The following is a 22,406-nucleotide window of genomic DNA, read 5'->3' as shown; positions in this document are numbered from 1 at the left end:
AATAGCAAAAAAAGCGGATGTTTAAAATCCTTTTTTTTAAGAAAAAATACTCAAATTGCTTTATTGGTATAATTTTAGACCCGTGATCGTTTAAATTTCTGGTTGATGAACTTATTTCAAATTATTATTTTCCTTTTAATTCCCGCGATGCTTTTCTCTCAAAAATACGAACTCAAATGGTCTGAAGAATTTAACGGATCACAATTAAATACTGAAGTTTGGAATTTTGAAAAAGGCTTTGCCAAAAACAATGAAGCGCAGTTTTACACAGGAAGAACCAAAAATGCCAGAATTGAAGACGGAAACCTCATCCTTGAAGCTTATAAAGAGGATTATGGCAATGCTGATTATACCTCCGCCAGAATAAACACGTTGAACAAAAAACATTTTAGATATGGCCGTATTGAAGTTCGCGCAAAACTTCCGGAAGGTCAAGGTACCTGGCCCGCTATATGGATGCTTGGTATAAATCATCATATAGACGGGTTTCCTGCCTGCGGAGAAATAGACATTATGGAGTATGTTGGTAAGGCCCCTGGAGAGGTTCACGGGACGATCCATTATCCGGAAACCGATAATATTAAAATGAATTCGGCATCCCAGAATTTCTTACTACCGCCTTCAAAAGATGGGTTTCATACCTATAGTATAGAATGGGACGGTGCTCAAATAGATTTCTTTGTTGACGATATTAAGTATCACCATTTTGAGGTTGATGATGCGAACCGGTGGGGAAGAAAAAACATCTTCAGAAAACCATTTTATTTGGTCCTGAACTTAGCACTTGGAGGAAAATGGGCCGGAGAAATAGATGATACTATCTTCCCGGCCCGGTTTTATGTGGATTATGTGCGCTTTTATCAGCTTAAAGAATAAAAGTATCTATGCTTGTGACTTTAAATAATCTGTTATATTTCTCTCAATCCGGTCTTCTATATTTGTGACATCGGCTTTGACAAAAGGTGTACCGGTGATATTTTCATATAATTCAATATATCGTTCTGAAACAGTATGTATATAATCGTCGCTCATCACGGGTGCTTTTTGACCTTCCAATCCTTGAAAACCTTTTTCTATAAGCCATTGTCTTACAAACTCCTTGGAAAGTTGTTTTTGAGTTTCTCCCTTTTCCTGACGTTCCTTATAACCTTCGGCATAAAAATACCTTGAAGAATCCGGGGTATGAATTTCATCGATGAGCACAATCTTACCATCCGGGGTTTTACCGAATTCATATTTTGTATCCACTAATATCAATCCTCGCCGGGCTGCGATTTCTGTTCCCCTTTTAAATAGTTTCCTGGTATAATCTTCCAAAATACTGTAATCTGCTTCAGAAACGATTCCGCGCTTTAAAATATGCTCTCTGGAGATATCTTCATCATGGTCCCCCATTTCAGCCTTGGTTGCTGGAGTGATAATTGGTTCCGGGAATTTATCATTCTCCTTCATCCCTTCCGGCATTGGAACCCCACACAATATTCTCTTTCCCAGTTTATATTCCCTGGCTGCGTGGCCGGACATATATCCGCGGATAACCATTTCAACCTTAAAAGGCTCGCATTTTATTCCTATTGCCACATTGGGATCCGGAGCTGCCTTTAACCAGTTTGGAACAATGTCTTTGGTTTCATCCATCATTTTGGTGGCAATCTGGTTAAGGATTTGTCCCTTAAACGGGATTCCCTTTGGCATCACCACATCAAAAGCAGATAACCTGTCGGTTGCTATCATCACCAGCACATCGTCTTCAAGTTCATATACCTCTCTTACTTTTCCTTTATATACCGATTTTTGTCCGGGAAAATTAAAATTGGTATCTGTAATAGTATTTTTCATTTTTTTCAATATTATTTTTAATCCATACAGTGGGTTTAATTACCTAATAAGTTTCTCTAAAGGAATGATCGAAATGTAGGTCTGAAAATTAAAAATCTTCTCTTTCTGAAATTTTATAGTTTTTTTAGAAGCTATTGGTCTATATTAATCTGCGTGCTCAATTTCCTTATATGCAGAAATTATACTTTTCACAAGCTTGTGACGTATCACATCCTTGTCATCCAGGTAAACCACTCCAATTCCTTCAACATCTTTAAGAACCAACAAAGCCTCTTTTAAACCTGAAATAACACGTCTTGGCAAATCTATTTGTCCGGGATCCCCATTAATTATAAATTTGGCACTTTTCCCCATTCTGGTAAGGAACATCTTCATTTGGGAATGCGTGGTATTTTGTCCTTCATCGAGGATAACAAAGGCGTTATCTAAAGTACGTCCTCTCATAAAAGCTAAAGGGGCAATTTGTATCACTCCTTTTTCAATATACAGCTCCAGTTTTTCATGAGGGATCATATCCCGTAAAGCATCATATAAAGGTTGCATATATGGATCCAGTTTTTCTTTAAGATCCCCGGGTAAAAACCCCAGATTTTCACCTGCTTCCACAGCTGGCCTGGTTAAAATAATTCTTTTTACCTGTTTTTCCTTCAATGCTTTAACCGCAAGGGCAACTGCGGTATAAGTTTTTCCTGTTCCTGCAGGTCCTATGGCAAATACCATATCATTTTTACTCATCAATTCCACCAACTTGCGCTGATTAGCAGTTTGCGCTTTTATAGCTTTACCTCCTACCCCATGAACAAGGATTTCCCCGCTTTGTACAGAGGTGGAATAATCCTCCTTTTTGTCGCTGCTCAAAACCCGTTCAATCATATTTTCATCCAGCTTATTGTATTTGGCAAAATGATCCAGAATCATATTAAACCGCCGGTCAAATTCTTCCAGCAATTCTTCATCCCCATATGCAGTAATCCTGTTACCCCTGGCTACGATCTTTAGTTTTGGAAAATACTTCTTAAGAAGTTCTATGTTTTCATTTTGTTGCCCAAAAAATTCTCGCGGGCTAATTTCGGAAAGTTCAATGATGATTTCGTTCAAAAGGAGTTTGGTTTAGAATTAATTTTTCTTTTCTTAAAGATATTAAATTTGTTTAAACCTGCTACAAATTCTAATTTTGTTATTAACCAATTGGTATAAATTTCTATTAAATGTGACAGGAAAGGAGGAAATAAATTTATCTTCGCCTGTAGTACAAACTTACATAAAATAACAACTTACCAACCTCAAAAATTATTAATAATCGCCTATGGCCATCATCACTTTAACGACCGATTTTGGGGAGAAAGATCACTTTGTAGGAGCCGTTAAAGGAACTATTTATTCTGAAATAGAAGATGTTAGAATTGTGGATATTTCGCATTCTGTTTCGCCTTTTCATATTACGGAGGCTTCTTATATAATTAAAAACGCTTACAAATGTTTCCCTAAAGGCAGTATCCATATCATAGGAATTGATTCTGAACTCACACCAGAAAATAAACATCTTGCAGTTTTATTGGATGGACATTATTTTATTTGTGCCAATAATGGCATTCTTTCTTTAATCGCTTCAGAAATAAAACCCGATAAGATCGTAGAGATCAATATTCATAATACCGTTGAAACAAATTTTCCAGTGTTGGATGTTTTTGTAAGGGTTGCCTGTCACCTAGCCCGCGGCGGAACTTTGGAAGTGGTTGGAAAAACCATTGAGAACCTTAAATATTTAAAAGAAGTAGAACCTTCTCTAAATGTTGATAAAAACCAGATCATTGGCCATGTTTTGTATATTGACAACTACGGGAATGTAGTTACCAATATTTCACGCAAACTATTTGACAATACCGGAAAAGGCCGTTCCTATACCATTACGGCCCGCACTGCAAGGTTTACAGAAATTTTTGAAACCTATAGCGATGCTATTAACTTTAAGGTAGAAAAGGAAAAACGCGAAGAAGATGGTAAAAAACTGGCTATTTTCAATTCAGCCAATTATATTGAGTTAGCCATTTACAAAAGCAATCCCAGTACTGTAGGAAGTGCTTCCACCCTATTTGGATTGGAATTAAGGGATACTATCACCATAAAATTTGAATGAAATGTTTATTAGAATCGTAAAAATGGGTTTTAACCCTGAAAATATAGATGCCTTTTTAGAAAATTTTGAAGCGAATAAAGCTAAGATCAGGAATTTTGAAGGATGTCAATTTCTGGAACTTTACAGGGATAAAAACAATACAAATCAGTTTTTTACGTATAGTTACTGGGAAGATGAGGAGGCGCTGGAAAACTACAGGAATTCTAATCTTTTTAAGGGGTTATGGGCAAATACCAAGCTCTATTTCAACCAAAAACCGGAAGCCTGGAGTGTTAATAAAATAGCTGAAGCACAAAATAAAAAGCCTGCGCTATAATTTTTTTTTGAAATCCGAAACTTTGAACTTTAAACTTAATCCAGTTTGACAGCAATTTTAAAAAAAGAAATTCAGTCATTTTTCTCAACCACTATGGGATATCTGGTGGTTGGAATATTTTTGGTGGTAAGTGGGTTGTTTCTATTCGTTTTCAGCGGCACTTATAATATACTGGATAACGGTTTTGCGGATCTTGGTCCGTTTTTTAATCTGGCTCCCTGGATCTTTATCTTTCTTATTCCGGCGATCTGTATGAAGAGTTTTTCAGAAGAAAACAAACAGGGAACCATGGAATTGTTGCTCACAAAACCCATTGGGAAATGGAACCTGGTTTGGGGGAAATTTTTAGGTGCTTTCCTTTTAACATTAATCGCTCTTATTCCCTCTGTTTTATACGTAGTCACTATCTATCAATTAGGTGACCCGGTTGGAAACCTTGATTTGGGAGCATTGCTGGGCTCTTATCTTGGATTGATCCTACTGGCTGCATCTTATACCTCTATTGGAATATTTTCATCGGCCTTATCTTCCAACCAGATCACCGCTTTTATTATCGCTGTATTTTTATGTTTTCTTGTGTTTTTTGCTTTTGAAGGCCTAACAGATTATCAGCTTTTTGATTCCTCCTACGGCATAGAATACCTGGGAATGAGTTACCACTATAAAAGCATGAGTCGGGGTGTGGTCGATACCCGGGATCTCATTTATTTTTTAAGTTTGGTTTGTTTATTCCTGTTCCTGACCTATTACAAGATCGCTTCTCAAAAAAATAAGAACTGATTTGAAACAACTTCTCAAATATAAATACCTTGTTTTTCTCATCGCTTCCCTGGTGCTTATAAACCTGCTCGCATCACAGTACCATCAACGGTTTGATTTGACCCAGGATAACCGCTATACGCTCTCACCGGCGGCAAAAGAAATTATAGGTAAGGTAGAAGCTCCGCTTATCATCGATGTTTTTATGAAAGGGAGTTTCCCTCCGGAATTTAGAAGACTTCAAAATGAAACAAGACAATTTCTGGAAGAAGTAGTTTCCTATAATCCCAATATCAGGTTCAATTTTATAGACCCTTTGGCCGAAGGCGATGATGCCAATGCTATTGCCGAAGAATTCTATTCCCTTGGAATGACCCCCGCACGCCTAAGCGTTATGGAAAATGGAAAGGCCAGTGAAATGCTCATTTTCCCCTGGGCGCTTGCAAATTTCAACGATGAAACCATTAAAATCCCTTTACTGAAGAATACATTGGGGGCGACAGATGAAGAACGGGTAAACAATTCTGTACAACAACTGGAGTATTCATTTGCCGATGCCATAAGTCGTTTGGTTAGGGAACGAAAAAAGAAAATTGCAGTTATGCGCGGGAACGGAGAGCTCCCCGATGCAAATCTGGCTGATTTTATTCAAAGCATTCAGCAGTATTATTTTGTTGCGCCTTTTACCCTGGACTCTACCTCCGCAAATCCACAAAAAACATTAAATGATCTTCGGGAATTTGATTTGATTATCGAAGCAAAACCAACCCAGCCCTATTCTGAAGAGGAGAAATTCCTGCTGGACCAATACCTTATGCAAGGTGGAAAAGCGCTGTGGCTACTAGAAAATGTGGCCATGGAAACCGATAGCCTTTTCAATGTGAGCGGTAGCGCATTTGCCATTCCCCGGGATCTAAACCTGGGAGATATGTTCTTTTCCTATGGCATCCGGATAAACCCGGTTTTGGTTAATGATATTTATTCGGCACCGCTAATCCTGGCAACCGGAAGAGGGAATGAAACACAATTCACGCCCTATCCCTGGTTTTACAGCCCCTTAACTACCAGCCCAAACTCCCACCCTATTATCAACAATCTTGAGGCGGTAAAATTTGACTGGGCAAATCCTATCGATATTTTAAAAAGCAATCTTAGCAAAACGGTATTGTTAACCAGCTCACCCCGTTCCAAACTCGAAGGAACCCCAAGGGAAATAAGCCTGGCGATGCTGGATTCAAAACCCGATGTATCTTCCTATACGGCCGGGGAACAACCTTTGGCAGTTTTACTGGAAGGCAACTTTAAATCTGCTTACAAAAACAGGATAAAACCCTTTGAGATCGAAAAACCATTAGACAGTAGCGCAACAACCCAAATGATCGTTATTTCAGATGGGGATGTGATTAAAAATCAATTAAAACAAGGGGAACCGCTAGAACTAGGATTTGAACGCTACTCAGGAACTACCTATGGCAATAAAGAATTTTTGCTGAATGCTGTGAACTACCTTTTAGACGATTCTGGATTGATAGATATTCGGGCAAAAGAGGTAAACATCGCATTTTTAAATACCGAAAAGGCAGTTAGCGAACGTGAGAAATGGCAGTTAATCAATCTTGGCATTCCTGTCTTGGTATTACTTATGGCCGCCTTCGGCTTTAATTATTTTAGAAAAAAACGGTATCAAAAAAATTAAGTGGTTTCACCTACATATCTTCCGCTAAAATAAATATCAACAATTATTACTTTTCTATAAATACTAACTTACTGAATATCAATAAAATAAAATAGTTTGAATTGATTTTCATGTTAATAAAATATCTCCATATGTACTTATATTTTTGAAGGATTAGGATATATTTGTATTGATTCAAATTAATCGATACGTCCATGAAATTTATTGTATCCAGTACTTACTTGCTGAAACAGCTACAAATATTAGGAGGGGTTATTAACAATAATAACACACTGCCTATTTTAGATAATTTTTTATTCGAACTTAAACAGGATGAGCTAAGGGTTTCTGCTTCCGATTTGGAGACGACCATGTCTGCCAAATTAAAAGTTGAATCGGATTCTGAAGGCGCTATTGCAGTTCCTGCGCGTTTGCTTTTGGAAACACTAAAAACCTTTCCGGAGCAGCCTCTTACGTTTGTTGTTGAGGATAATCACACTATAGAACTTAGTTCCAATCACGGAAAATATGCCCTGGCCTATGCCAATGGCGATGAATTCCCAAAAGCTGTAGAACTCAAAGAAGCCAGCAGCACCATTATCCAGGGAGATGTTTTGGCAACGGCTATAAGCAAAACCATTTTTGCTTCCGGTAACGATGACCTTAGACCTGTGATGAGCGGGGTTTTCTTCCAGTTCTCTACAGAAGGTTTAACCTTTGTAGCTACCGATGCTCATAAACTTGTAAAATATTCCCGGGAGGATGTTTCTGCCTCCCAGGCTTCAGAGTTTATTATGCCTAAAAAACCTTTAACATTGCTTAAAGGAATCCTGGCAGGAAGTGAAACCGATGTGCTTATTGAGTACAACGAGTCCAACGCCAAATTCACTTTTGAAGATACCACGCTTATCTGTAGATTGATAGACGGAAAATATCCAAATTATGAAGCGGTAATCCCAAAAGAAAATCCGAATAAACTTGTTATTGACCGGAGCCAGTTTTTAAGCTCTGTAAGAAGAGTTTCTATTTTCTCGAATAAAACCACCCATCAGGTGCGCTTAAAGATTGCCGGAGCCGAATTAAATATTTCTGCTGAAGATATCGATTACAGCAACAAAGCGGAGGAACGCCTTACCTGTTCTTACCAGGGTGACGATATGCAAATAGGGTTTAATTCCCGTTTCTTAACCGAGATGCTGAATAACCTAAATGCAAACGAAGTTCAGCTGGAAATGAGCCTTCCTAACCGCGCGGGCATTTTGACGCCTGTAGACGGACTTGATGAAGGTGAAAAAATCACAATGCTGGTTATGCCGGTGATGTTGAATAACTAAAGGCCCCCTAACCCCCAAAGGGGGAATAAAAAATTAAAAAACGCCATCCGGATATCGGGTGGTGTTTTTTTGGTTAAAAGGTATTTTCCGTTTCCAAACTCCCATTTTTATAAGCACCTTTTCATTAAGGTTTTTCAAAACTCTTATTCTGTAATTATTTTAGAATTCGAAATTTGATTCATATGAAACATTTTGGCATGTTCTATTTCCCAATAAATTTTCTTGATGTCTTTAGACAAAATTTGTGCAGGTGAATTTTCGGCATTTATCGTAGATTCCTCCTGAATGGGAGATATGGGTACTTCAGCCAGGCTAAAATATAGCAAGCCCCCGTTATAAACCATATTCCATTGTAATTTATTGAATTTATTCATGCATTTACTAAACCTGTTTCTAAGAAAAGAATGAGGTGTACTTTTCTGGATCATTGCCACCAGGTATTTCAGGATGGATGGGGAACCTAAAGAAGTTTCCTCTTTATCCAAAACAGAGGATTCAAAAAATTTATTTTCAACCCCTTCGAATAAGTTTAAAAAGTTAGGATGAATGTATTTGAAATATCCATCCATATCGGTTATAAAACAAATCCCTAACAACAAGTTATTATTTGAACTTGAAATTGTGTGATTCCTGTTTTTTTCTCCATTTTCTTTAGAGTTCCTTCTCGTGTATATCCCAGACCAGGGAAAACAAGCGAATCTCTCGATATTTTCATTTTCTGAAGAAAAAGAATTATTTAGATTTACAGTATTTCCCATTGCTTCTGTTTTTTAATTGTTCTTTTTATAAAAATCCTTTTAAGTGAAAGACTCAAACCGATTTAATTTCTGACTTGTATTTTTAGCGCTTTGAAGAGCCATTAAGAAATTGGGTATATTATACAATTCAAAAGATTTATCTATTAAATAATGAGCTCCCATTTGTTTACTTTTTCTGGTATCATTAAAATCGGTTGTATTGCTTAGCATAAAAACTGCAACATCGGGATAGATTCTTTTAATGAATTTCAATAAATCGAACCCATTTTCTTCCTTCAGCTCAATGTCAATAATTACCACATCAGGTTTTTCAAGCTTTATTAATTCTTTTGCCTCCTGGATAGAATACGCGTGGCCCATCCATTTAAACTTTCCTATATCTTTTAAAATATACTTGAAGTGGGAGGTGATTTTTTCAGAATCATCAACTGTTATTATTTTTAAAACCATAGTTATCAAATCATTAACGTAGTATCCCTCAATATTAGACATAACAATGAAAGAAAAAATAGGACTAACTGTGAATTTGATGTAGCGGTAAAGACTACAGAAATTCCGAACTTATTGATTTATAAATACATTGGGATACAAAAAGTAAGGGATTGTTTTTATGGTGCTTTTTGAAATACGACAGCTTAAACTTAGATTGAAATTCACTGTTCATAAGAATGTATGTTCAAAGTATTTGAAAATATGGGGGTTAATTTGGAATTAAATATGGAAAAACATGACTTCGATCTAAAAAAAATAGTTGGGGGAAGCTTATGTGGGGATAAATTTATTTTAATTGAAGGAAGCCACGTTTTCAACTTCCATATCTAAAAATCAAAAACTCCTTATTGATCTTATACCACTAAATAAGGCTTTTAATAAGCCATAAAAAATAGGACAAATTATGAAAGATTTGTAATGTTTTCAACTACAAGGATTTAACTAAATTGATATTTTCAAAAACTAACTACTAAAAAAAATAGCTAAAAAAATCAATGGAGGCATTGAAAAATCAATTACCCGGGAATAAAATCGAGGGTTGTAAAAGAATGAAACCTTAAGGATTTGGACGAATTCCAGCGTATGGAACTAACAGTTACTGGGGAATTAAAACCTTTGATTAAATTAAACCAAACCATTGTCTAATGCATACCTTGTGAGCGCTGCATTGTTCCTTAAATTTAATTTTTCTAGGATTCTGGCCCGGTAGGTACTAATGGTATTTACTGTTAAGGAGATTTCCCGACCAATTTCTGAAACAGTTTTACCGGAAGCGATAAATTTAAGAACCTGCAATTCCCTATCCGATAATTTTGAGTATAAAGGTTGGTCCAGAGGGTGCGATAGGGATTGTGCTAATTTATCTACAATATCCTGTGAAATATATTTTCTGCCATTTAGAATATGATTTACAGCATTTATCAATTCCTCAGGAGCACTATCCTTATTTAAATATCCGGACGCCCCTGCCTTTAATACCCTAATTGCATATTGATCTTCAGGTTGTACGCTTAAAATAAGAATTGGGGTCTGGATGCCATCTGCCCTTATTTGTTTAAGCGTTTCAAGGCCATTTCTTCCCGGCATGGAAATATCCAATAGAATTAAATCCAGGGATTCCTTCCTTGTGATTTGAAGCGCCTCGATACCGTTGGACGCCTCAAAATATTTTAGTGACTGAAAACTTTCATGGAGGATCTCTATCAATCCTTTTCTCAAAATAGCGTGATCATCGGCTATTAAAACTTTCATGTATTTATCACTTTTCACAGGTTTATAAACGAATAACAAGCCTTACTTTGGTACCGCCCATTTTTCTTTTTTTAATTGAAAATATTCCATTAATCATTAATGCCCGTTCTTTCATTCCCGCAATGCCTAATGATGTAAGATTGTTTTTTTCAATTTCCACAAAGCCCTTTCCGTTGTCTAATACTTCCAATACTAAAATACTGTTTTTTTCAGAAAGTTTAATGAGAACTTTTGTTGCATTTGCGTGCCGTGTTACATTGGTGAGTGCTTCCTGAAAAATTCTATACACGGCAGTATTGACCGTCTTTTCATAATTATCGGAAATGGTAGAAGTTTTCAATATACAGGAAATCCCGGTTTGTTCCTCGAACCGTACACTCTGCCATTCAATTGCTGCTTCCAGTCCCAGATCATCCAAAATCCCGGGCCGCAAATTCGTCGCGATTTTCCGAACTTTCTTTATTGTTGCATTAATGTTATTTATAAGGCGGTCCATTCGGTCCTTTTCTTCCTTTTCATTATTTTTTGATTTGTTCTGTAACCAGGAAGCATCAAGTTTAATTGCGGTTAACTGCTGGCCAAGTTCATCGTGGATTTCCCTGGCGATATTGATTCGCTCCTCTTCCTGAACAGTTTGAAGGTGTGCCGACAAGTTTCGAAGTCGCTCGCTTACATTTAAAATTTGATTTTCATATTCCTTTTGAGCGGTAATATCCTGAACGGTACCTTCATAGTGGATAAGCTCTTCTTTCCCGTTTGTAATTAAATTCCCGGTTTCATGGATCCATTTTATCCTACCGCTTTCAAGTACAATTCTATATTTTATCACTAAATGCTTCTTACCCAAATTTGCATCCTTAATATACTCATCATAACCTGGTTTATCCAAAGGATGAATAGTAGCCTGGAAATTCTCCGGACTAATATTATGCTTTGCTTTATCTGCCTCCCATATCTTATAAACCTCATCTGACCAGAACAATTTCCTCGTCTCTAAATTGTACTCCCAATAGCCTAATTTTGAAATTTTTTGAGTTGTCTGAAGTTTTTTATTGTAATCCAGAAGGGCTTCTTTATTTTTTTTCAATTCTGTAATATCTCTTGCAAAACAGGCAACACCTTCCACCTTTTTATTTACGTAAATAGGGTTAAAATTGATCTCCATGTAGTTCTTTTCAGAAGATTTGTTTTTTTGCATTTCGGTATCAATTAGAAACCGCTTTCCCCTTAGGGCCTTTTCATATTGTTTGAGCCAGAAACTCCTTCTTTCAGGATCAAATAGGTCGGCAGGTAAAACATGATCTCCTTTTCTAAAAAAATAGCCGGTTTTTTGTTTCATAAGGTTCAGAAATGCCTTATTGGCAGCAATTAGGGAAAAGTCGTTCTTAATACTCCAAATTAAATCGTCTGTACTGTTGATAAGTGCCTCTTTATCCCGTCGTTCAAATTCCCGTTGGGTTTCTGCTTCTTTGCGCCCTGTGATATTTTGCCCAATCGCAATAAATTTCTCCAGTTCGCCCCGGGCATTAAATACCGGATTGATAGAAGTAGACACCCAAAAAATTTCACCATTCCTTGTATAATTTAAAATTTCCTGAGAAAAAGCCGTTCTTTTTTTCATGCCTTTGCTCATAGCCACTATGTGTTCCGGATTAGTCTCGGCTCCCTGCAGGAAACTACCTGGCTTTTTACCTTTTACCTCTTCCAGGGTAAAGCCGGTGAGTTTTTCAAATGCTTCATTTACATATTCTATCGCTCCATTTACATCTGCAATCATCACTTGATTATCCGTATGGGTAGCTATCAATGAAAGGTCGCGTATAACATTTTCTGCCTCTTTAAGCTTTGTAATATCGGCTACGTTTACAAGACAGTGGTTATGATCTTTTATAGAAATCCCGGTTAGTTGGGCATATAAAAGAGAATCATTACTGGGAATAAGGATTACCTGACAAATTTCCTTTTTATTTGTCCCAAAAACATTTTTAAGGAATTGATTGAAATTTGGTTTGGTATCATCAGATACAAAAAAGCCAAACCTGCTGTTTTTTAAACCCATACGTTCTTTACCAAGCAATTGGGAGGCAGCAAAATTCAAATTAACAATATCCCCTTCTCTGGAAAGTGTAAAATAACCCGATGGTGCAAAATCATATAACTCTGCATATTTTTCAGATGCCAGTTCTAATGCCCGTTCCTTAGCGAGCTTAAGTTCTTCATTTTGTAACTCCAGTTCTATTTGATGTACCTCAATTTCATGGATGAGTTTTAAAATTTCATCTTCAGAAAGATTGGAAGTAGGGACTTCGGTATTATATTTAAGCAATTCCTCCGCCTTGCGGCGCAGGATCGAAACTCCAAAGTCTTTAACCTTCTGTTTCATAATTCCTTATTTAATAATTTGTTATTACTTGTCCCTCTTATTTGAAGAAATAAAATTGTTAGCTTATTTTACTTTTCCGAAGTTCATCATTAGCTTCTTTTAATTCTATTTCCAGCTTTTTAGCCTTTGTTATATTGGTAAAAGTTATCACCAATCCGTCAATTCGATCGTCGTTCGTCCTGTAAGGCATAATCCTTACATTAAACCATCTTCCATCTTTGGTTTGAATGGCTTTTTCTACAAATATCAAGGTGCCTAAAACCTTTTGGGCATCACCTTTAATTTCAGGATATTCCAGGTCTGAAACCAAGTCGGTGAACGATCTGCCTATATCGGTTTTACGCAGCTTAAACAACGAAGTTACCTCCTTGGTATACCTACGAATATTCAAATCTTTATCCAGAAAAAGAGTAGCGATTTGTGTACTGTTCAACAGGTTTTTCATATCGCTGTCTGCCTGTACATAATCCCTCACTTTACTTCTAAGTTCAATGTTTACAGTTTGCAACTCTTCATTCATACTTTGCATTTCTTCCTTGGAGGTGGTGAGTTCCTCATTGGTAGACTGCAATTCTTCGTTGGTAGACTGCAACTCTTCATTGGTAGATTGTAACTCTTCCTGAGAGATTTGCATTTGCTCACGAATATTTTTTATTTCTTCGTAACTCCGTTGAAGTTCCATTTCAAACTCATTTTGCTCTTCTCCGGATCCGGATGCTCCTTTTATTGGTAATGGCTTTGTATCCTTTTTTTCAATCTCTTCAATAACATCGGTAAACACCAAAATGATCATATCTTTAAGTGCAGCTGGATTATCAAGACGCTGCACCAGCAAATTAACGTATAGAATTTTATTGTTAGTTTCAATTCTAATATGGTTTAATTTAAGCGGTTCATAATTCTTAGAGGCTTTCTGGAAAGCTGCCGGAAGTTCGAAGCGCAGGCTTTCCCTTGCCATCGCAAAAATATTCCAATTTGCTTTTCCGGCCACCGGTTCCAGGTAATTCCCGGTACGCCCGGTAATATAAAGGATATCCCCTTTTGCATTTACCAATACACTTGCCGGGGCGTAACGCTGCAGCAAAACCTGATCTGTAAGGGTTTGAATATTTTCAATCACCTCCGGGCTTTTCTTTTTTTCTGAAATCAATATTTTTTTTCTAAAAAATGCACTTGGAAAATTAACCAGCGCCCGGATTGAATTTGTAGAAGTGCGTTGATATATTTTTAATTTTGAATCCAGTTCTTTAAAACTATCTGTATGTTTCCCTAGGGTTTCTGAAGTACCCAGGATCATTACTCCATCTGTTTTTAAACTGTAATTAAAAAGGACGATAAGTTTTTCCTGTAATTCTGGCTCCATATAGATAAGCATATTCCTGCACAAAAGCAGGTCTAGTTTTGTAAACGGAGGATCTTTTATAACATTTTGAGGTGCAAACACTACCATATCCCGTATTGCGGGATTTATTTGATAACCATCGGTTTCAGACTTGAAAAATTTTTTGAGTCGCTGCGGGGACACATCCGCCGAAACATTAGGGGAGAAAAATCCTTTCCGGGCTTTTTCGATAGCTTCCTGGTTAATATCGGTAGCAAAAATTTGCAAAACCAAATTTTTGTGTTTCCTCAACTTTTCCATGGCTTCTGTAAAAAGAATTGCCAGGGAATATGCTTCCTCGCCCGTAGAACAGGCAGGAACCCATGCTCTTAAAACCTGGTCTTTAGAGGCTCCTTTCATCAATTCCGGAAGGACCATGGTTTTAAGTTTTTCCCAAACCGGTTCATCTCTAAAAAAGCTGGTAACCCCTATTAGCAATTCTTTAAAAAGAATATCAAGCTCTTCCGGATTTTCCTCCAACAACCGTATATAAGCATCGATGCGATCTAGACGATGAATCCCCTTTCGCCGATCTATTCTTCGAAATAAGGTGTTTTCTTTGTAATGGGAAAAATCGTGTCCTGATTGTTGCTGAAGAAGAAATATAATTTTATCAAGATTTTTTCTATCGATCCCATTTGTTTGATCAAGTTCCTCATCTGCCGGAACACGATTATTAAAATCGATTAATTTTTTGGGTAATTCCTCTGCCGGTGCCACAATATCTGCCTGAACGGCTTTCATTGCACTTAGGGGCATATTGTCAAATTTTGCCGTTTCCGGATCCTGAACCAATACCAAACCGCTTTTTTCTTTAATAGCTTTAACGCCCAAACTGCCGTCAGATCCCATTCCTGAGAGGATCACTCCTATACTTTTTTCCTGCCTGTCTTCGGCCAAGGACCGAAAAAAGAAATCTATAGGTAACCGAAGCCCCCTTTTTTCAACGGGATTGGATAAATGCAAGATACCATCCTCAATAGAAAGGCTCTTATTTGGCGGTATAACATAAATACTATTAGCTTCCACTTTTAACCAATCTGTTGCCTGATAAACTTTTAACGGCGTTATTCGTTGCAAAAGTTCGGGCATCATTCCCTTGCGGTCCGGATTAAGATGTTGAACGACAACAAATGCCATATCGCATTCTACCCTTAAATTGCCAAAGAACAGTTCAAGAGCCTCAAGTCCTCCTGCAGAAGCGCCAATTCCAACAATTGGGAATTTGTTTAACCCCTTTTGTGATGGTTTTGGTGACTTTGTTGGATTCTTTTTATCCTTAGGCCTTTTCAGAGCTTTCTCTTTCTTTTTTTCCATTTCTAAATTAATTTCCTTTCAACCAAGCAGAGCTGAAGGCTGACTTTGCTAATTGCTGTCTTCCTCTAAGATACGTACTGATTATAAAATTTTAAAGATTTTCAACAATTCTTTCTAAACGGGTTTTGGATGTAAGCTTATAAACAGGAACGAATTCTAGTAACTAATTGAAGAAAATCCGTTTTCAAATTTTCATGTTTTTTGTGCAGCTTTATCTATTCAAAATCTAAAATTTAGGTTAACTAAATATAGAATAATCTCTGGCAATACCCTAAATCAGATAAACAATATTTAAGGAATATCAAGGGTTGATACCATATTATATCTACGTAGAAACTCAGCTTTAACAGGAGGTTTTCCTGAAAATAATTCGCTTATATTCCAGCTATATACCAAATAGTTCGCTTATTTATTTCAAAAATTTTATAGACAATGGATAATCTGGCAGTTCTCCGTTGCTTACTTTAATTGCATTTATTATAGGTAATATAAGCGCAAGAAGACCAATAGCTATCAGAAGAAAAATACCCAATCCAAAAAGAAATATCAAAGGGATACTTACTATGCTGTAAATAAAAAGACTAATCTGGAAATTTAGGATCATTTTTCCGTGGATATCCATTCCGGCCACCTGATCTTTTTGAGTTAACCATATTATGAGGGGAACAATGAACCCACCAATACCGGTAACAAAATCCAATAGTTGGGAAAGATGGGTGATCACTAATAATTGTTTGTCTTCTCTCATGACGTTGTGTATTTGATGGTCCATTAGTTTTTGATTGATGTTAATCTCAAAATGAGTTTAATTATTGTCTTTTGTTATATGTAGTACTATGTATTAAAAAGTTACAAAAAAAATTCATACTATTATTTATTCATTTAAATTATTAATTAGAAAATCTTTTCTGAAATAACTAATAAAGCGTTTGATTTAAGAATTTTCGGCATTTTACTTGAAGTAATTGCAGAAATAAAAACTGTAAATTTGCCAAATGAAATTAAATGATACTATAGTAGCTTTAGCAACTCCTTCGGGAGCAGGAGCCATTGCCGTAATCCGGGTTTCGGGGCCTGAATCTATTGCCATTGTTTCTTCACAATTTGAAGCCAAAAGCAAAAAAGTACTTAAGGAGCAACCTACTCATACCCTGCATCTTGGGAATATTATTGATGAGCAACAAATCATTGACGAAGTGCTGGTATCAGTATTTCACGGTCCAAAGTCCTATACCGGTGAAAACACCATAGAAATTTCATGTCACGGCAGTCCCTATATACAGCAGGAAATAATTCAGCTTTTAATAAGAAAAGGAGGTCGGTCGGCAGAAGCGGGAGAATTTACCCTTCGGGCCTTCTTAAACGGAAAGATGGACTTAAGCCAGGCCGAGGCGGTAGCCGATCTTATTTCTTCTGAAAATCAGGCCTCCCACCAAATTGCAATGCAACAAATGCGCGGCGGATTTTCCAGTGAGATCCAGCGACTACGCCAGGAACTGCTCGATTTTGCCTCCCTCATAGAACTCGAACTCGACTTTGCCGAAGAAGATGTTGAATTTGCCAACCGGGATCAATTCAGGGATCTGGTAAGCAGGATACAGCAGGTTTTGAAACGCCTTATAGATTCTTTTGCTACCGGTAATGTCATTAAAAATGGAATTCCGGTGGCGATCATAGGAGAACCCAATGTAGGCAAATCTACCCTGCTCAATGCCCTGCTTAATGAAGAAAGAGCTATCGTTTCTGAAATTGCAGGAACAACCCGCGATACCATAGAAGATGAGATCTCTATTGGCGGAATAGGATTTAGATTTATAGATACTGCGGGAATTCGGGAAACTGAAGATGTGATTGAAGGAATGGGAATAAAGAAAACCTTTGAGAAAATAAGTCAGGCGCAGGTGGTGGTGTATCTAAGCCCCCTAACCCCCGAAGGAGGAATATCAAATACTACTATCCTGGAAATAGAAAAAATTAAAAATCGATTTTCCCAAAAACCACTTCTGATTATAGCCAATAAAATTGATCTATTAAACGAAAAGCAAATCGCAATTCTCAAGGTCAGCCTGAGCGGAGTCGAAGGGACTCAATTTTTACCCATTTCTGCAAAAACCGGTGAGGGCGTGGACGAACTTAAGGAAAAATTACTGGACTTTGTAAACACCGGGGAACTTAGAAATAATAACACCATCGTAACAAATTCGAGGCATTACAACGCGCTTTTAAGCGCGCTGGAGGAGATCAATAAGGTGCAGGAAGGGCTTAATGCAAATCTCTCAGGGGACTTGTTGGCCATAGACATTCGCGAGGCTCTGTTTCATTTTGGCCTCATCACAGGTGAGGTTACAAACGATGAATTGCTGGGAAATATCTTTGCGAATTTCTGTATTGGAAAATAAACAGTAACTTTTATTTGTATTCATTTGATATCAAATGAATACAAATTCTTTTAAACAGGGGCTTTACAGCCCCTTTACTATTTTATATATTTTCTCTTTTTAATCTGTTGTGCACCCCATTATGCACCTAAAGTGCACCCCGTTGTTAAATTTTATACACTAGGTGCACTTTGTGCACCTAGTTGACTTTTTTCTCTTATCTTTATATAAAAGACCTAGATATGAAAATAAATCTTAGAAAAAAGAAATTGACAACTGGGAAGTATAGTCTTTACATAGATTATTATAAAGGAAAAATTACTGATCATAACGGAAAATCTAAAAATAATAGGGAGTTCGAGTATTTACGAGAGTACCTATACATTTCACCTAAAACTCCTTCCGAAAAGAAAGAAAATGAGGAAACACGCTTAAGAGCTGAACAAATTTTATCCATACGCCGGGCTGAATACGCGCAGGGTAAATATGGAATTAAAGACCGTTCAAAGGATAAATTACTGTTCCTCACCTATTATGATAAACTGAAAGAAGAACGATATGAGAGTAAGGGGAATTACGATAACTGGGATGCTGCCCAAAATCATATAGAAGATTACTGCAAAAAGAAAAAAATAACTTTTGAGGACATTAATGAAGATTTCGTTCTGGGATTTAAAAAGTTTTTAAATAAAAACTCAAGAACTAAATCCAATAATCCTTTATCTCAGAATTCGAAATACACTTATTATAATAAATTTAAAGCCTCTTTAAGACAAGCTTTTGAAGATGGTTATACTCGTAGGAATTTTGCTACTACTGTAAAAGGTTTTGCACAAGGGGAAACAACTAGGGAACATCTAACACAGGAGGAGTTGCAATCGATGGCCAAAGCCAAATGTAAACATGGTATACTTAAATCTGCCTTTATGTTTAGTTGCCTTACAGGGCTTAGATGGAGCGACGTAAACAAACTTACCTGGTCTGAGGTACGGGATGAAGAGGATGAAACCAGACTGGTGTTCAAGCAGAAAAAAACAGCTGGGCAGGAATATCAGTATATATCAAAACAAGCAAGGAACCTTTTGGGTAAAAGAAGAAAGGAAAAGGAAAATGATAGGGTATTTCAGGGTTTAAAATACGGAGCTCATTTTAATGCAGAGATCCTTAGGTGGTGTATGCGCGCCGGAATCACAAAGCACATTACCTTCCATAGTGCCAGGCATACTCACGCTGTACTATTACTTGAAAATGGAGCGGACATTTATACGGTTTCAAAAGTTTTAGGACATAAGGAAATACGAACCACGCAGGTTTACGCTAAACTTGTCGATAAAAAGAAAAAAGAAGCGGCTTACCTGATACCCGAGCTTGAAATGGATTATGAACTTTGATCTGTTTACATACCTAACAAGTGTGGCCTTTATTTATGTCTATGGCCGAATGGCGATCCATTATCTTCCGTGGGTTTTAAATTATATCCTGAATGAGCCTTTCAATTGGCAGAGTAAGCTCGAAAAACCCCGGATTCTATTGCACCTTCTTGGGTTGAGCTTTATGCATTTATTGTACTACTCGCATAATTCCATAGAAAATAAAGGAATTTTCTTTCAGATAATTATTTCAGTTACTTTTTCATTTGCGTTCTTGGTTTGCTATTTTTCTTGGACTGAAAAATTTCAGGTATCCTTTAAGCCGCAATTAAAAAACAATGCTCCAAGATCTTCTGAAAACTTTAATCTTTCTATATCAGAAATACAATTAGTTCAGCTATATAATGAAATGGTTCGGTACGATCTCTTAAGCACAGAAAGGACTTCCCTGCTGGATTTTAAAAAGGTGCTGACCGACAATTGGGATTCTCATAATTCTAAAATTTATTTTAAGATGGATGGTCCCAGCTGCCGCGAGTTTTATGAATTCCTGGTCAAAACCTTTCCCAAGAATAGCCTTAGCCTTAAAAACTTTTTTAATTCTTCAAAGCTAATAGTAAGGCCGGATGGTAAAACTTATAATTATAATACCATTAAAAACGCTCCTACCCGAAGTAGCTATTCCAAACGACACTCCGATTTAAATTTAATCTTTCAGAAGTTTAGTTAGGGCATTGGCATTCTCATATTGTATTTTTATTCCACCATCAATACAGAATACCGCTCCTCTAGCAAGGCTATATACTTTTCCTGATATTCTTTTGACAGAAAAGAGTTCCTGATCCAGGCAATAGCAAGTTTTTTATTTTGGATGAATCTCCTGAAAACGCTATCAATCTGCTTCCTGTTCAGTTCCAGGTTTTCACCTAAGCGTTCAAAATGTTCTTTCTTTAGTTTTTTCTTTTTGCCCTCCAGAGTCAGAGCCAACTCTTCATCATCCCCGGGATTAACGACAGCTACATTTAGCAAATCATAAGCGGGTGACAATGTCCATATCTTTCCTCTTTTGATGAGTGAGAAGTTTTTCAGGTGCATATCATTATTTCCGGTAAGAAAACTGAAAACCGTTAGTTCAAAAAAGTAAAGTTTATCCAGTAAGGTGTTGTTGGAATAGGTGCCAATGGCCTTCCCTACTTTTTCCATGGAGCCCTTGTATTTATCGAAAGCTTCGAGGATCTGAAACATATCCAACATATGGATCTTTTCATTTGAATCAGTGCGATCCACTCTTCTGGTAATATAAGCGAGTTCACCGCTCTGTAATCTTATGAGACTTGAGAGGACAGTTCTTATTCCAAAAGCCTCTGCTATTCTCATTGTGACATGTTCATTCTGCGGCATTTCAGGAAAGTTACCGGAAGGTGGCTTCAGGATATAATTGCCTCCAAGAGCTCCCACCACCGTAAGCCTATTCTCCTCTTCCGCCAGAGAACTACCAACAAGAGATAAAGATAGTTTTGGCTGTACTCCCGGCACTGCAATTCTTCTCTCTACCACATTCTTTGCGAGTTCAACCATTTGATCCAGTGAATACTCAAGTTGTGGTGGATATTCTGTACCGAAAAAAATCAGGCTACAACTTTTGTGAAAATCATCAGGGTCTGAAGTTTCCAGTTCATTATAGCAATACAGGCATTTATTCCCCATTTCCTTCAACTATTGGTTGAACACTTACCGCACCAATGCAATTTTGGCAACATGCTAAAAGCAAACCCATGCGATCGTTCCTGTTTATTTTCCAATTTCTGGCTGCAATGTCCAGTAACCATCCTTCCGGAATAAGGCCTTCAAAAAAGGAGAACAGCCGTTTTTCCACATAAGGTTCTTTTCTCACAGGCATAGTGAAGGTGATAAATTCCTCCGAATGATCTTCAATGTATGAATCATCATATTGATATATATATTCACTTTCATCTGTTTCTGTGAGAACTCCTGCAATCTTATCCCGATAAAATATATTGGCTTGCCGCATAGTGTTCTTGTTTTAAAGATCTTTTTCACTTACAGGTGCCAGAACATGACCAAACATTTTAAGAACCTGATTTACCTTTTCAAGGTTCAGGTTTTCTTTGCCTTGTTCTATTTTTCGCACCACAGTTAAAGCCACTCCTGCCCTTTCAGCAAACTCCTCCTGGGTGAGATTATTTTCTTTCCTCTTTTCTTTAAGAAATTGTGCTAGATTCTTCATTATATGTATTTAAATATAATATCGGCAAATATAACGTTTTTATATGTTAGAACATATACTTCTCCTCAATTCTCTATTTTTATATGCATAATGATATAGAGGGCAAGACCTTTATAATAACGAATTCTCAATTTTCAGGAAAATATTTCTACACCTACTTCATATCCAAAATATAATAAACGTAAAATACCGATGTTTTTAACTGCAGAATACTGTGATCCAGAATAAAAATCTATATCCGGACCAAGCACAAGATGTTCAAATTCAGCTACTTCAGATATTATATATAACACCTATAGTTTCACCCTAGTCTATTCCAAATTTCTTTTACATACAAGGTATCTAATTTTACATACCCTGTACTTAAAGCATACATTCTCACTTCCTTCCCTTCTTAGCTTAGCTCCAGAATTCAAATAAAAAAAGAAATTTCATTCATTTTCAAACCTAAAATTTTAAACTATGGATACACTAAAAATTATGGAACAACTGGATCGTATTGAAAAAATGATTAGAGCCGGTAAAACAGTAATGTCTTTAGAGGAAGCAAGTGAATACACCGGGATCTCCCGAAGTTATCTCTATAAACTTACTGCTAAAGGTGAAATTCCATTTTCAAAGCCTCGTGGTAAAATGATCTATTTTTCAAAGGACAAGCTGGATCAATGGCTGCTTTCAGATGCCCGGAAATCAAAAAGTGAGTTAAAGAGCGAAGCTCTTGACTACACCTTCAGAAACAGGAAATTCGTCTAATAATTTAAATATAGG

The 22,406-nt window shown here is 36.9% G+C and carries 21 protein-coding genes; 10 read left to right on the top strand and 11 right to left on the bottom strand.

Features of this window, described 5'->3' with window-relative positions:
- Positions 1–105: 105 nt before the first annotated feature.
- Positions 106–876: a glycoside hydrolase family 16 protein gene (locus GILLI_RS16960; RefSeq protein WP_006990354.1), complete on the top strand. Its 771-nt coding sequence runs from the start codon at positions 106–108 to the stop codon at positions 874–876.
- Positions 877–882: 6 nt separating this feature from the next.
- Here GILLI_RS16960 and GILLI_RS16955 read toward each other — a convergent pair whose 3' ends face one another.
- Together GILLI_RS16955 and GILLI_RS16950 are read right to left on the bottom strand one after the other, a co-directional pair.
- Entirely contained in the window at positions 883–1,839 is a 957-nt protein-coding gene (locus GILLI_RS16955) for a phosphoribosylaminoimidazolesuccinocarboxamide synthase (protein WP_006990353.1), read from the bottom strand.
- 144 nt (positions 1,840–1,983) lie between these two features.
- Positions 1,984–2,937: a PhoH family protein gene (locus GILLI_RS16950; RefSeq protein WP_006990352.1), complete on the bottom strand. Its 954-nt coding sequence runs from the start codon at positions 2,935–2,937 to the stop codon at positions 1,984–1,986.
- Between the two features lie 208 nt (positions 2,938–3,145).
- On the opposite strand from GILLI_RS16950, the gene GILLI_RS16945 reads away from it, so the two are divergent.
- The 5 genes from GILLI_RS16945 (at position 3,146) to dnaN (ending at position 8,060) form a co-directional block, all read left to right on the top strand.
- Positions 3,146–3,976 (top strand): SAM hydrolase/SAM-dependent halogenase family protein, encoded by an 831-nt coding sequence (locus GILLI_RS16945; RefSeq protein ID WP_006990351.1) that lies wholly within the window; start codon positions 3,146–3,148, stop codon positions 3,974–3,976.
- Between the two features lies 1 nt (position 3,977).
- On the top strand, positions 3,978–4,292 hold the full coding sequence (locus GILLI_RS16940) for a putative quinol monooxygenase (RefSeq protein ID WP_006990350.1): 315 nt from the start codon (positions 3,978–3,980) through the stop codon (positions 4,290–4,292).
- A 45-nt stretch (positions 4,293–4,337) separates the two neighbouring features.
- Positions 4,338–5,072 (top strand): gliding motility-associated ABC transporter permease subunit GldF, encoded by a 735-nt coding sequence (gene gldF / locus GILLI_RS16935; protein WP_006990349.1) that lies wholly within the window; start codon positions 4,338–4,340, stop codon positions 5,070–5,072.
- Between the two features lies 1 nt (position 5,073).
- The gene (gene gldG, locus GILLI_RS16930; RefSeq protein ID WP_006990348.1) at positions 5,074–6,747 is read left to right on the top strand and encodes a gliding motility-associated ABC transporter substrate-binding protein GldG; all 1,674 of its coding nucleotides are present in this window, start codon (positions 5,074–5,076) and stop codon (positions 6,745–6,747) included.
- Between the two features lie 194 nt (positions 6,748–6,941).
- On the top strand, positions 6,942–8,060 hold the full coding sequence (gene dnaN / locus GILLI_RS16925; RefSeq protein ID WP_006990347.1) for a DNA polymerase III subunit beta: 1,119 nt from the start codon (positions 6,942–6,944) through the stop codon (positions 8,058–8,060).
- Between the two features lie 143 nt (positions 8,061–8,203).
- On the opposite strand, the gene GILLI_RS16920 is transcribed toward dnaN, so the two are convergent.
- The 6 genes from GILLI_RS16920 to GILLI_RS16895 form a co-directional block, all read right to left on the bottom strand.
- Positions 8,204–8,818: a hypothetical protein gene (locus GILLI_RS16920; protein ID WP_006990346.1), complete on the bottom strand. Its 615-nt coding sequence runs from the start codon at positions 8,816–8,818 to the stop codon at positions 8,204–8,206.
- Positions 8,819–8,857: 39 nt separating this feature from the next.
- Positions 8,858–9,310 carry a response regulator transcription factor gene (locus GILLI_RS16915; protein WP_006990345.1) on the bottom strand — a complete coding sequence of 151 codons (453 nt, stop codon included), beginning with the start codon at positions 9,308–9,310 and terminating at the stop codon, positions 8,858–8,860.
- A gap of 624 nt (positions 9,311–9,934) precedes the next feature.
- Complete coding sequence (locus GILLI_RS16910) at positions 9,935–10,561, bottom strand: response regulator (RefSeq protein WP_006990343.1); 627 nt, start codon at positions 10,559–10,561, stop codon at positions 9,935–9,937.
- 22 nt (positions 10,562–10,583) lie between these two features.
- Positions 10,584–12,944, bottom strand: coding sequence for a PAS domain-containing sensor histidine kinase (locus tag GILLI_RS17800; RefSeq protein ID WP_006990342.1), 2,361 nt, complete (start codon positions 12,942–12,944; stop codon positions 10,584–10,586).
- 58 nt (positions 12,945–13,002) lie between these two features.
- Positions 13,003–15,642: a chemotaxis protein CheB gene (locus tag GILLI_RS16900; RefSeq protein ID WP_006990341.1), complete on the bottom strand. Its 2,640-nt coding sequence runs from the start codon at positions 15,640–15,642 to the stop codon at positions 13,003–13,005.
- A 409-nt stretch (positions 15,643–16,051) separates the two neighbouring features.
- Positions 16,052–16,390, bottom strand: coding sequence for a DUF4870 domain-containing protein (locus GILLI_RS16895; RefSeq protein WP_040507147.1), 339 nt, complete (start codon positions 16,388–16,390; stop codon positions 16,052–16,054).
- A 247-nt stretch (positions 16,391–16,637) separates the two neighbouring features.
- Between GILLI_RS16895 and mnmE the strand changes: the two genes are divergently transcribed.
- From mnmE to GILLI_RS16880, 3 genes are all read left to right on the top strand, one after another.
- A complete protein-coding gene (gene mnmE / locus GILLI_RS16890) occupies positions 16,638–18,041 on the top strand; it encodes a tRNA uridine-5-carboxymethylaminomethyl(34) synthesis GTPase MnmE (protein WP_006990339.1) in 1,404 nt (467 codons plus the stop codon).
- 221 nt (positions 18,042–18,262) lie between these two features.
- Entirely contained in the window at positions 18,263–19,411 is a 1,149-nt protein-coding gene (locus GILLI_RS16885; protein WP_006990338.1) for a site-specific integrase, read from the top strand.
- Complete coding sequence (locus GILLI_RS16880) at positions 19,401–20,120, top strand: hypothetical protein (RefSeq protein ID WP_006990337.1); 720 nt, start codon at positions 19,401–19,403, stop codon at positions 20,118–20,120. Before GILLI_RS16885 ends, GILLI_RS16880 begins: the two co-directional genes overlap by 11 nt.
- A 26-nt stretch (positions 20,121–20,146) precedes the next feature.
- Here the strand turns inward: GILLI_RS16880 and GILLI_RS16875 are convergent, their stop codons facing one another.
- The 3 genes from GILLI_RS16875 to GILLI_RS16865 are packed head-to-tail and all read right to left on the bottom strand — an operon-like array spanning position 20,147 to position 21,638.
- Positions 20,147–21,097, bottom strand: a complete 951-nt coding sequence (locus tag GILLI_RS16875) for a HipA domain-containing protein (RefSeq protein ID WP_006990336.1) — start codon at positions 21,095–21,097, stop codon at positions 20,147–20,149.
- Complete coding sequence (locus GILLI_RS16870; protein WP_006990335.1) at positions 21,087–21,422, bottom strand: HipA N-terminal domain-containing protein; 336 nt, start codon at positions 21,420–21,422, stop codon at positions 21,087–21,089. The genes GILLI_RS16875 and GILLI_RS16870 overlap by 11 nt, the downstream gene beginning before the upstream one ends.
- 12 nt (positions 21,423–21,434) lie before the next feature.
- Positions 21,435–21,638 (bottom strand): type II toxin-antitoxin system Y4mF family antitoxin, encoded by a 204-nt coding sequence (locus GILLI_RS16865; RefSeq protein WP_006990334.1) that lies wholly within the window; start codon positions 21,636–21,638, stop codon positions 21,435–21,437.
- 462 nt (positions 21,639–22,100) lie between these two features.
- Between GILLI_RS16865 and GILLI_RS16860 the strand changes: the two genes are divergently transcribed.
- On the top strand, positions 22,101–22,391 hold the full coding sequence (locus tag GILLI_RS16860; RefSeq protein ID WP_006990333.1) for a helix-turn-helix domain-containing protein: 291 nt from the start codon (positions 22,101–22,103) through the stop codon (positions 22,389–22,391).
- Positions 22,392–22,406 lie beyond the last annotated feature (15 nt).

The sequence above is a fragment of the Gillisia limnaea DSM 15749 genome (assembly GCF_000243235.1).
Classification (GTDB): Bacteria; Bacteroidota; Bacteroidia; order Flavobacteriales; family Flavobacteriaceae; genus Gillisia; species Gillisia limnaea.
Note: the sequence above shows the minus strand (reverse complement) of the source record. Positions and strands in the feature narration are given on the sequence as shown.

Excerpts from the sequence above, each read along its gene's own strand:
- GILLI_RS16960 (WP_006990354.1), top strand. The coding sequence starts at position 106 with ATGAACTTATTTCAAATTATTATTTTCCTTTTAATTCCCGCGATGCTT.
- GILLI_RS16955 (WP_006990353.1), bottom strand. The coding sequence starts at position 1,839 with ATGAAAAATACTATTACAGATACCAATTTTAATTTTCCCGGACAAAAA.
- GILLI_RS16945 (WP_006990351.1), top strand. The coding sequence starts at position 3,146 with ATGGCCATCATCACTTTAACGACCGATTTTGGGGAGAAAGATCACTTT.
- GILLI_RS16940 (WP_006990350.1), top strand. The coding sequence starts at position 3,978 with ATGTTTATTAGAATCGTAAAAATGGGTTTTAACCCTGAAAATATAGAT.
- dnaN (WP_006990347.1), top strand. The coding sequence starts at position 6,942 with ATGAAATTTATTGTATCCAGTACTTACTTGCTGAAACAGCTACAAATA.
- GILLI_RS16920 (WP_006990346.1), bottom strand. The coding sequence starts at position 8,818 with ATGGGAAATACTGTAAATCTAAATAATTCTTTTTCTTCAGAAAATGAA.
- GILLI_RS16915 (WP_006990345.1), bottom strand. The coding sequence starts at position 9,310 with ATGTCTAATATTGAGGGATACTACGTTAATGATTTGATAACTATGGTT.
- GILLI_RS16910 (WP_006990343.1), bottom strand. The coding sequence starts at position 10,561 with ATGAAAGTTTTAATAGCCGATGATCACGCTATTTTGAGAAAAGGATTG.
- GILLI_RS17800 (WP_006990342.1), bottom strand. The coding sequence starts at position 12,944 with ATGAAACAGAAGGTTAAAGACTTTGGAGTTTCGATCCTGCGCCGCAAG.
- GILLI_RS16900 (WP_006990341.1), bottom strand. The coding sequence starts at position 15,642 with ATGGAAAAAAAGAAAGAGAAAGCTCTGAAAAGGCCTAAGGATAAAAAG.
- GILLI_RS16895 (WP_040507147.1), bottom strand. The coding sequence starts at position 16,390 with ATGAGAGAAGACAAACAATTATTAGTGATCACCCATCTTTCCCAACTA.
- mnmE (WP_006990339.1), top strand. The coding sequence starts at position 16,638 with ATGAAATTAAATGATACTATAGTAGCTTTAGCAACTCCTTCGGGAGCA.
- GILLI_RS16885 (WP_006990338.1), top strand. The coding sequence starts at position 18,263 with ATGAAAATAAATCTTAGAAAAAAGAAATTGACAACTGGGAAGTATAGT.
- GILLI_RS16880 (WP_006990337.1), top strand. The coding sequence starts at position 19,401 with ATGAACTTTGATCTGTTTACATACCTAACAAGTGTGGCCTTTATTTAT.
- GILLI_RS16875 (WP_006990336.1), bottom strand. The coding sequence starts at position 21,097 with ATGGGGAATAAATGCCTGTATTGCTATAATGAACTGGAAACTTCAGAC.
- GILLI_RS16870 (WP_006990335.1), bottom strand. The coding sequence starts at position 21,422 with ATGCGGCAAGCCAATATATTTTATCGGGATAAGATTGCAGGAGTTCTC.
- GILLI_RS16865 (WP_006990334.1), bottom strand. The coding sequence starts at position 21,638 with ATGAAGAATCTAGCACAATTTCTTAAAGAAAAGAGGAAAGAAAATAAT.
- GILLI_RS16860 (WP_006990333.1), top strand. The coding sequence starts at position 22,101 with ATGGATACACTAAAAATTATGGAACAACTGGATCGTATTGAAAAAATG.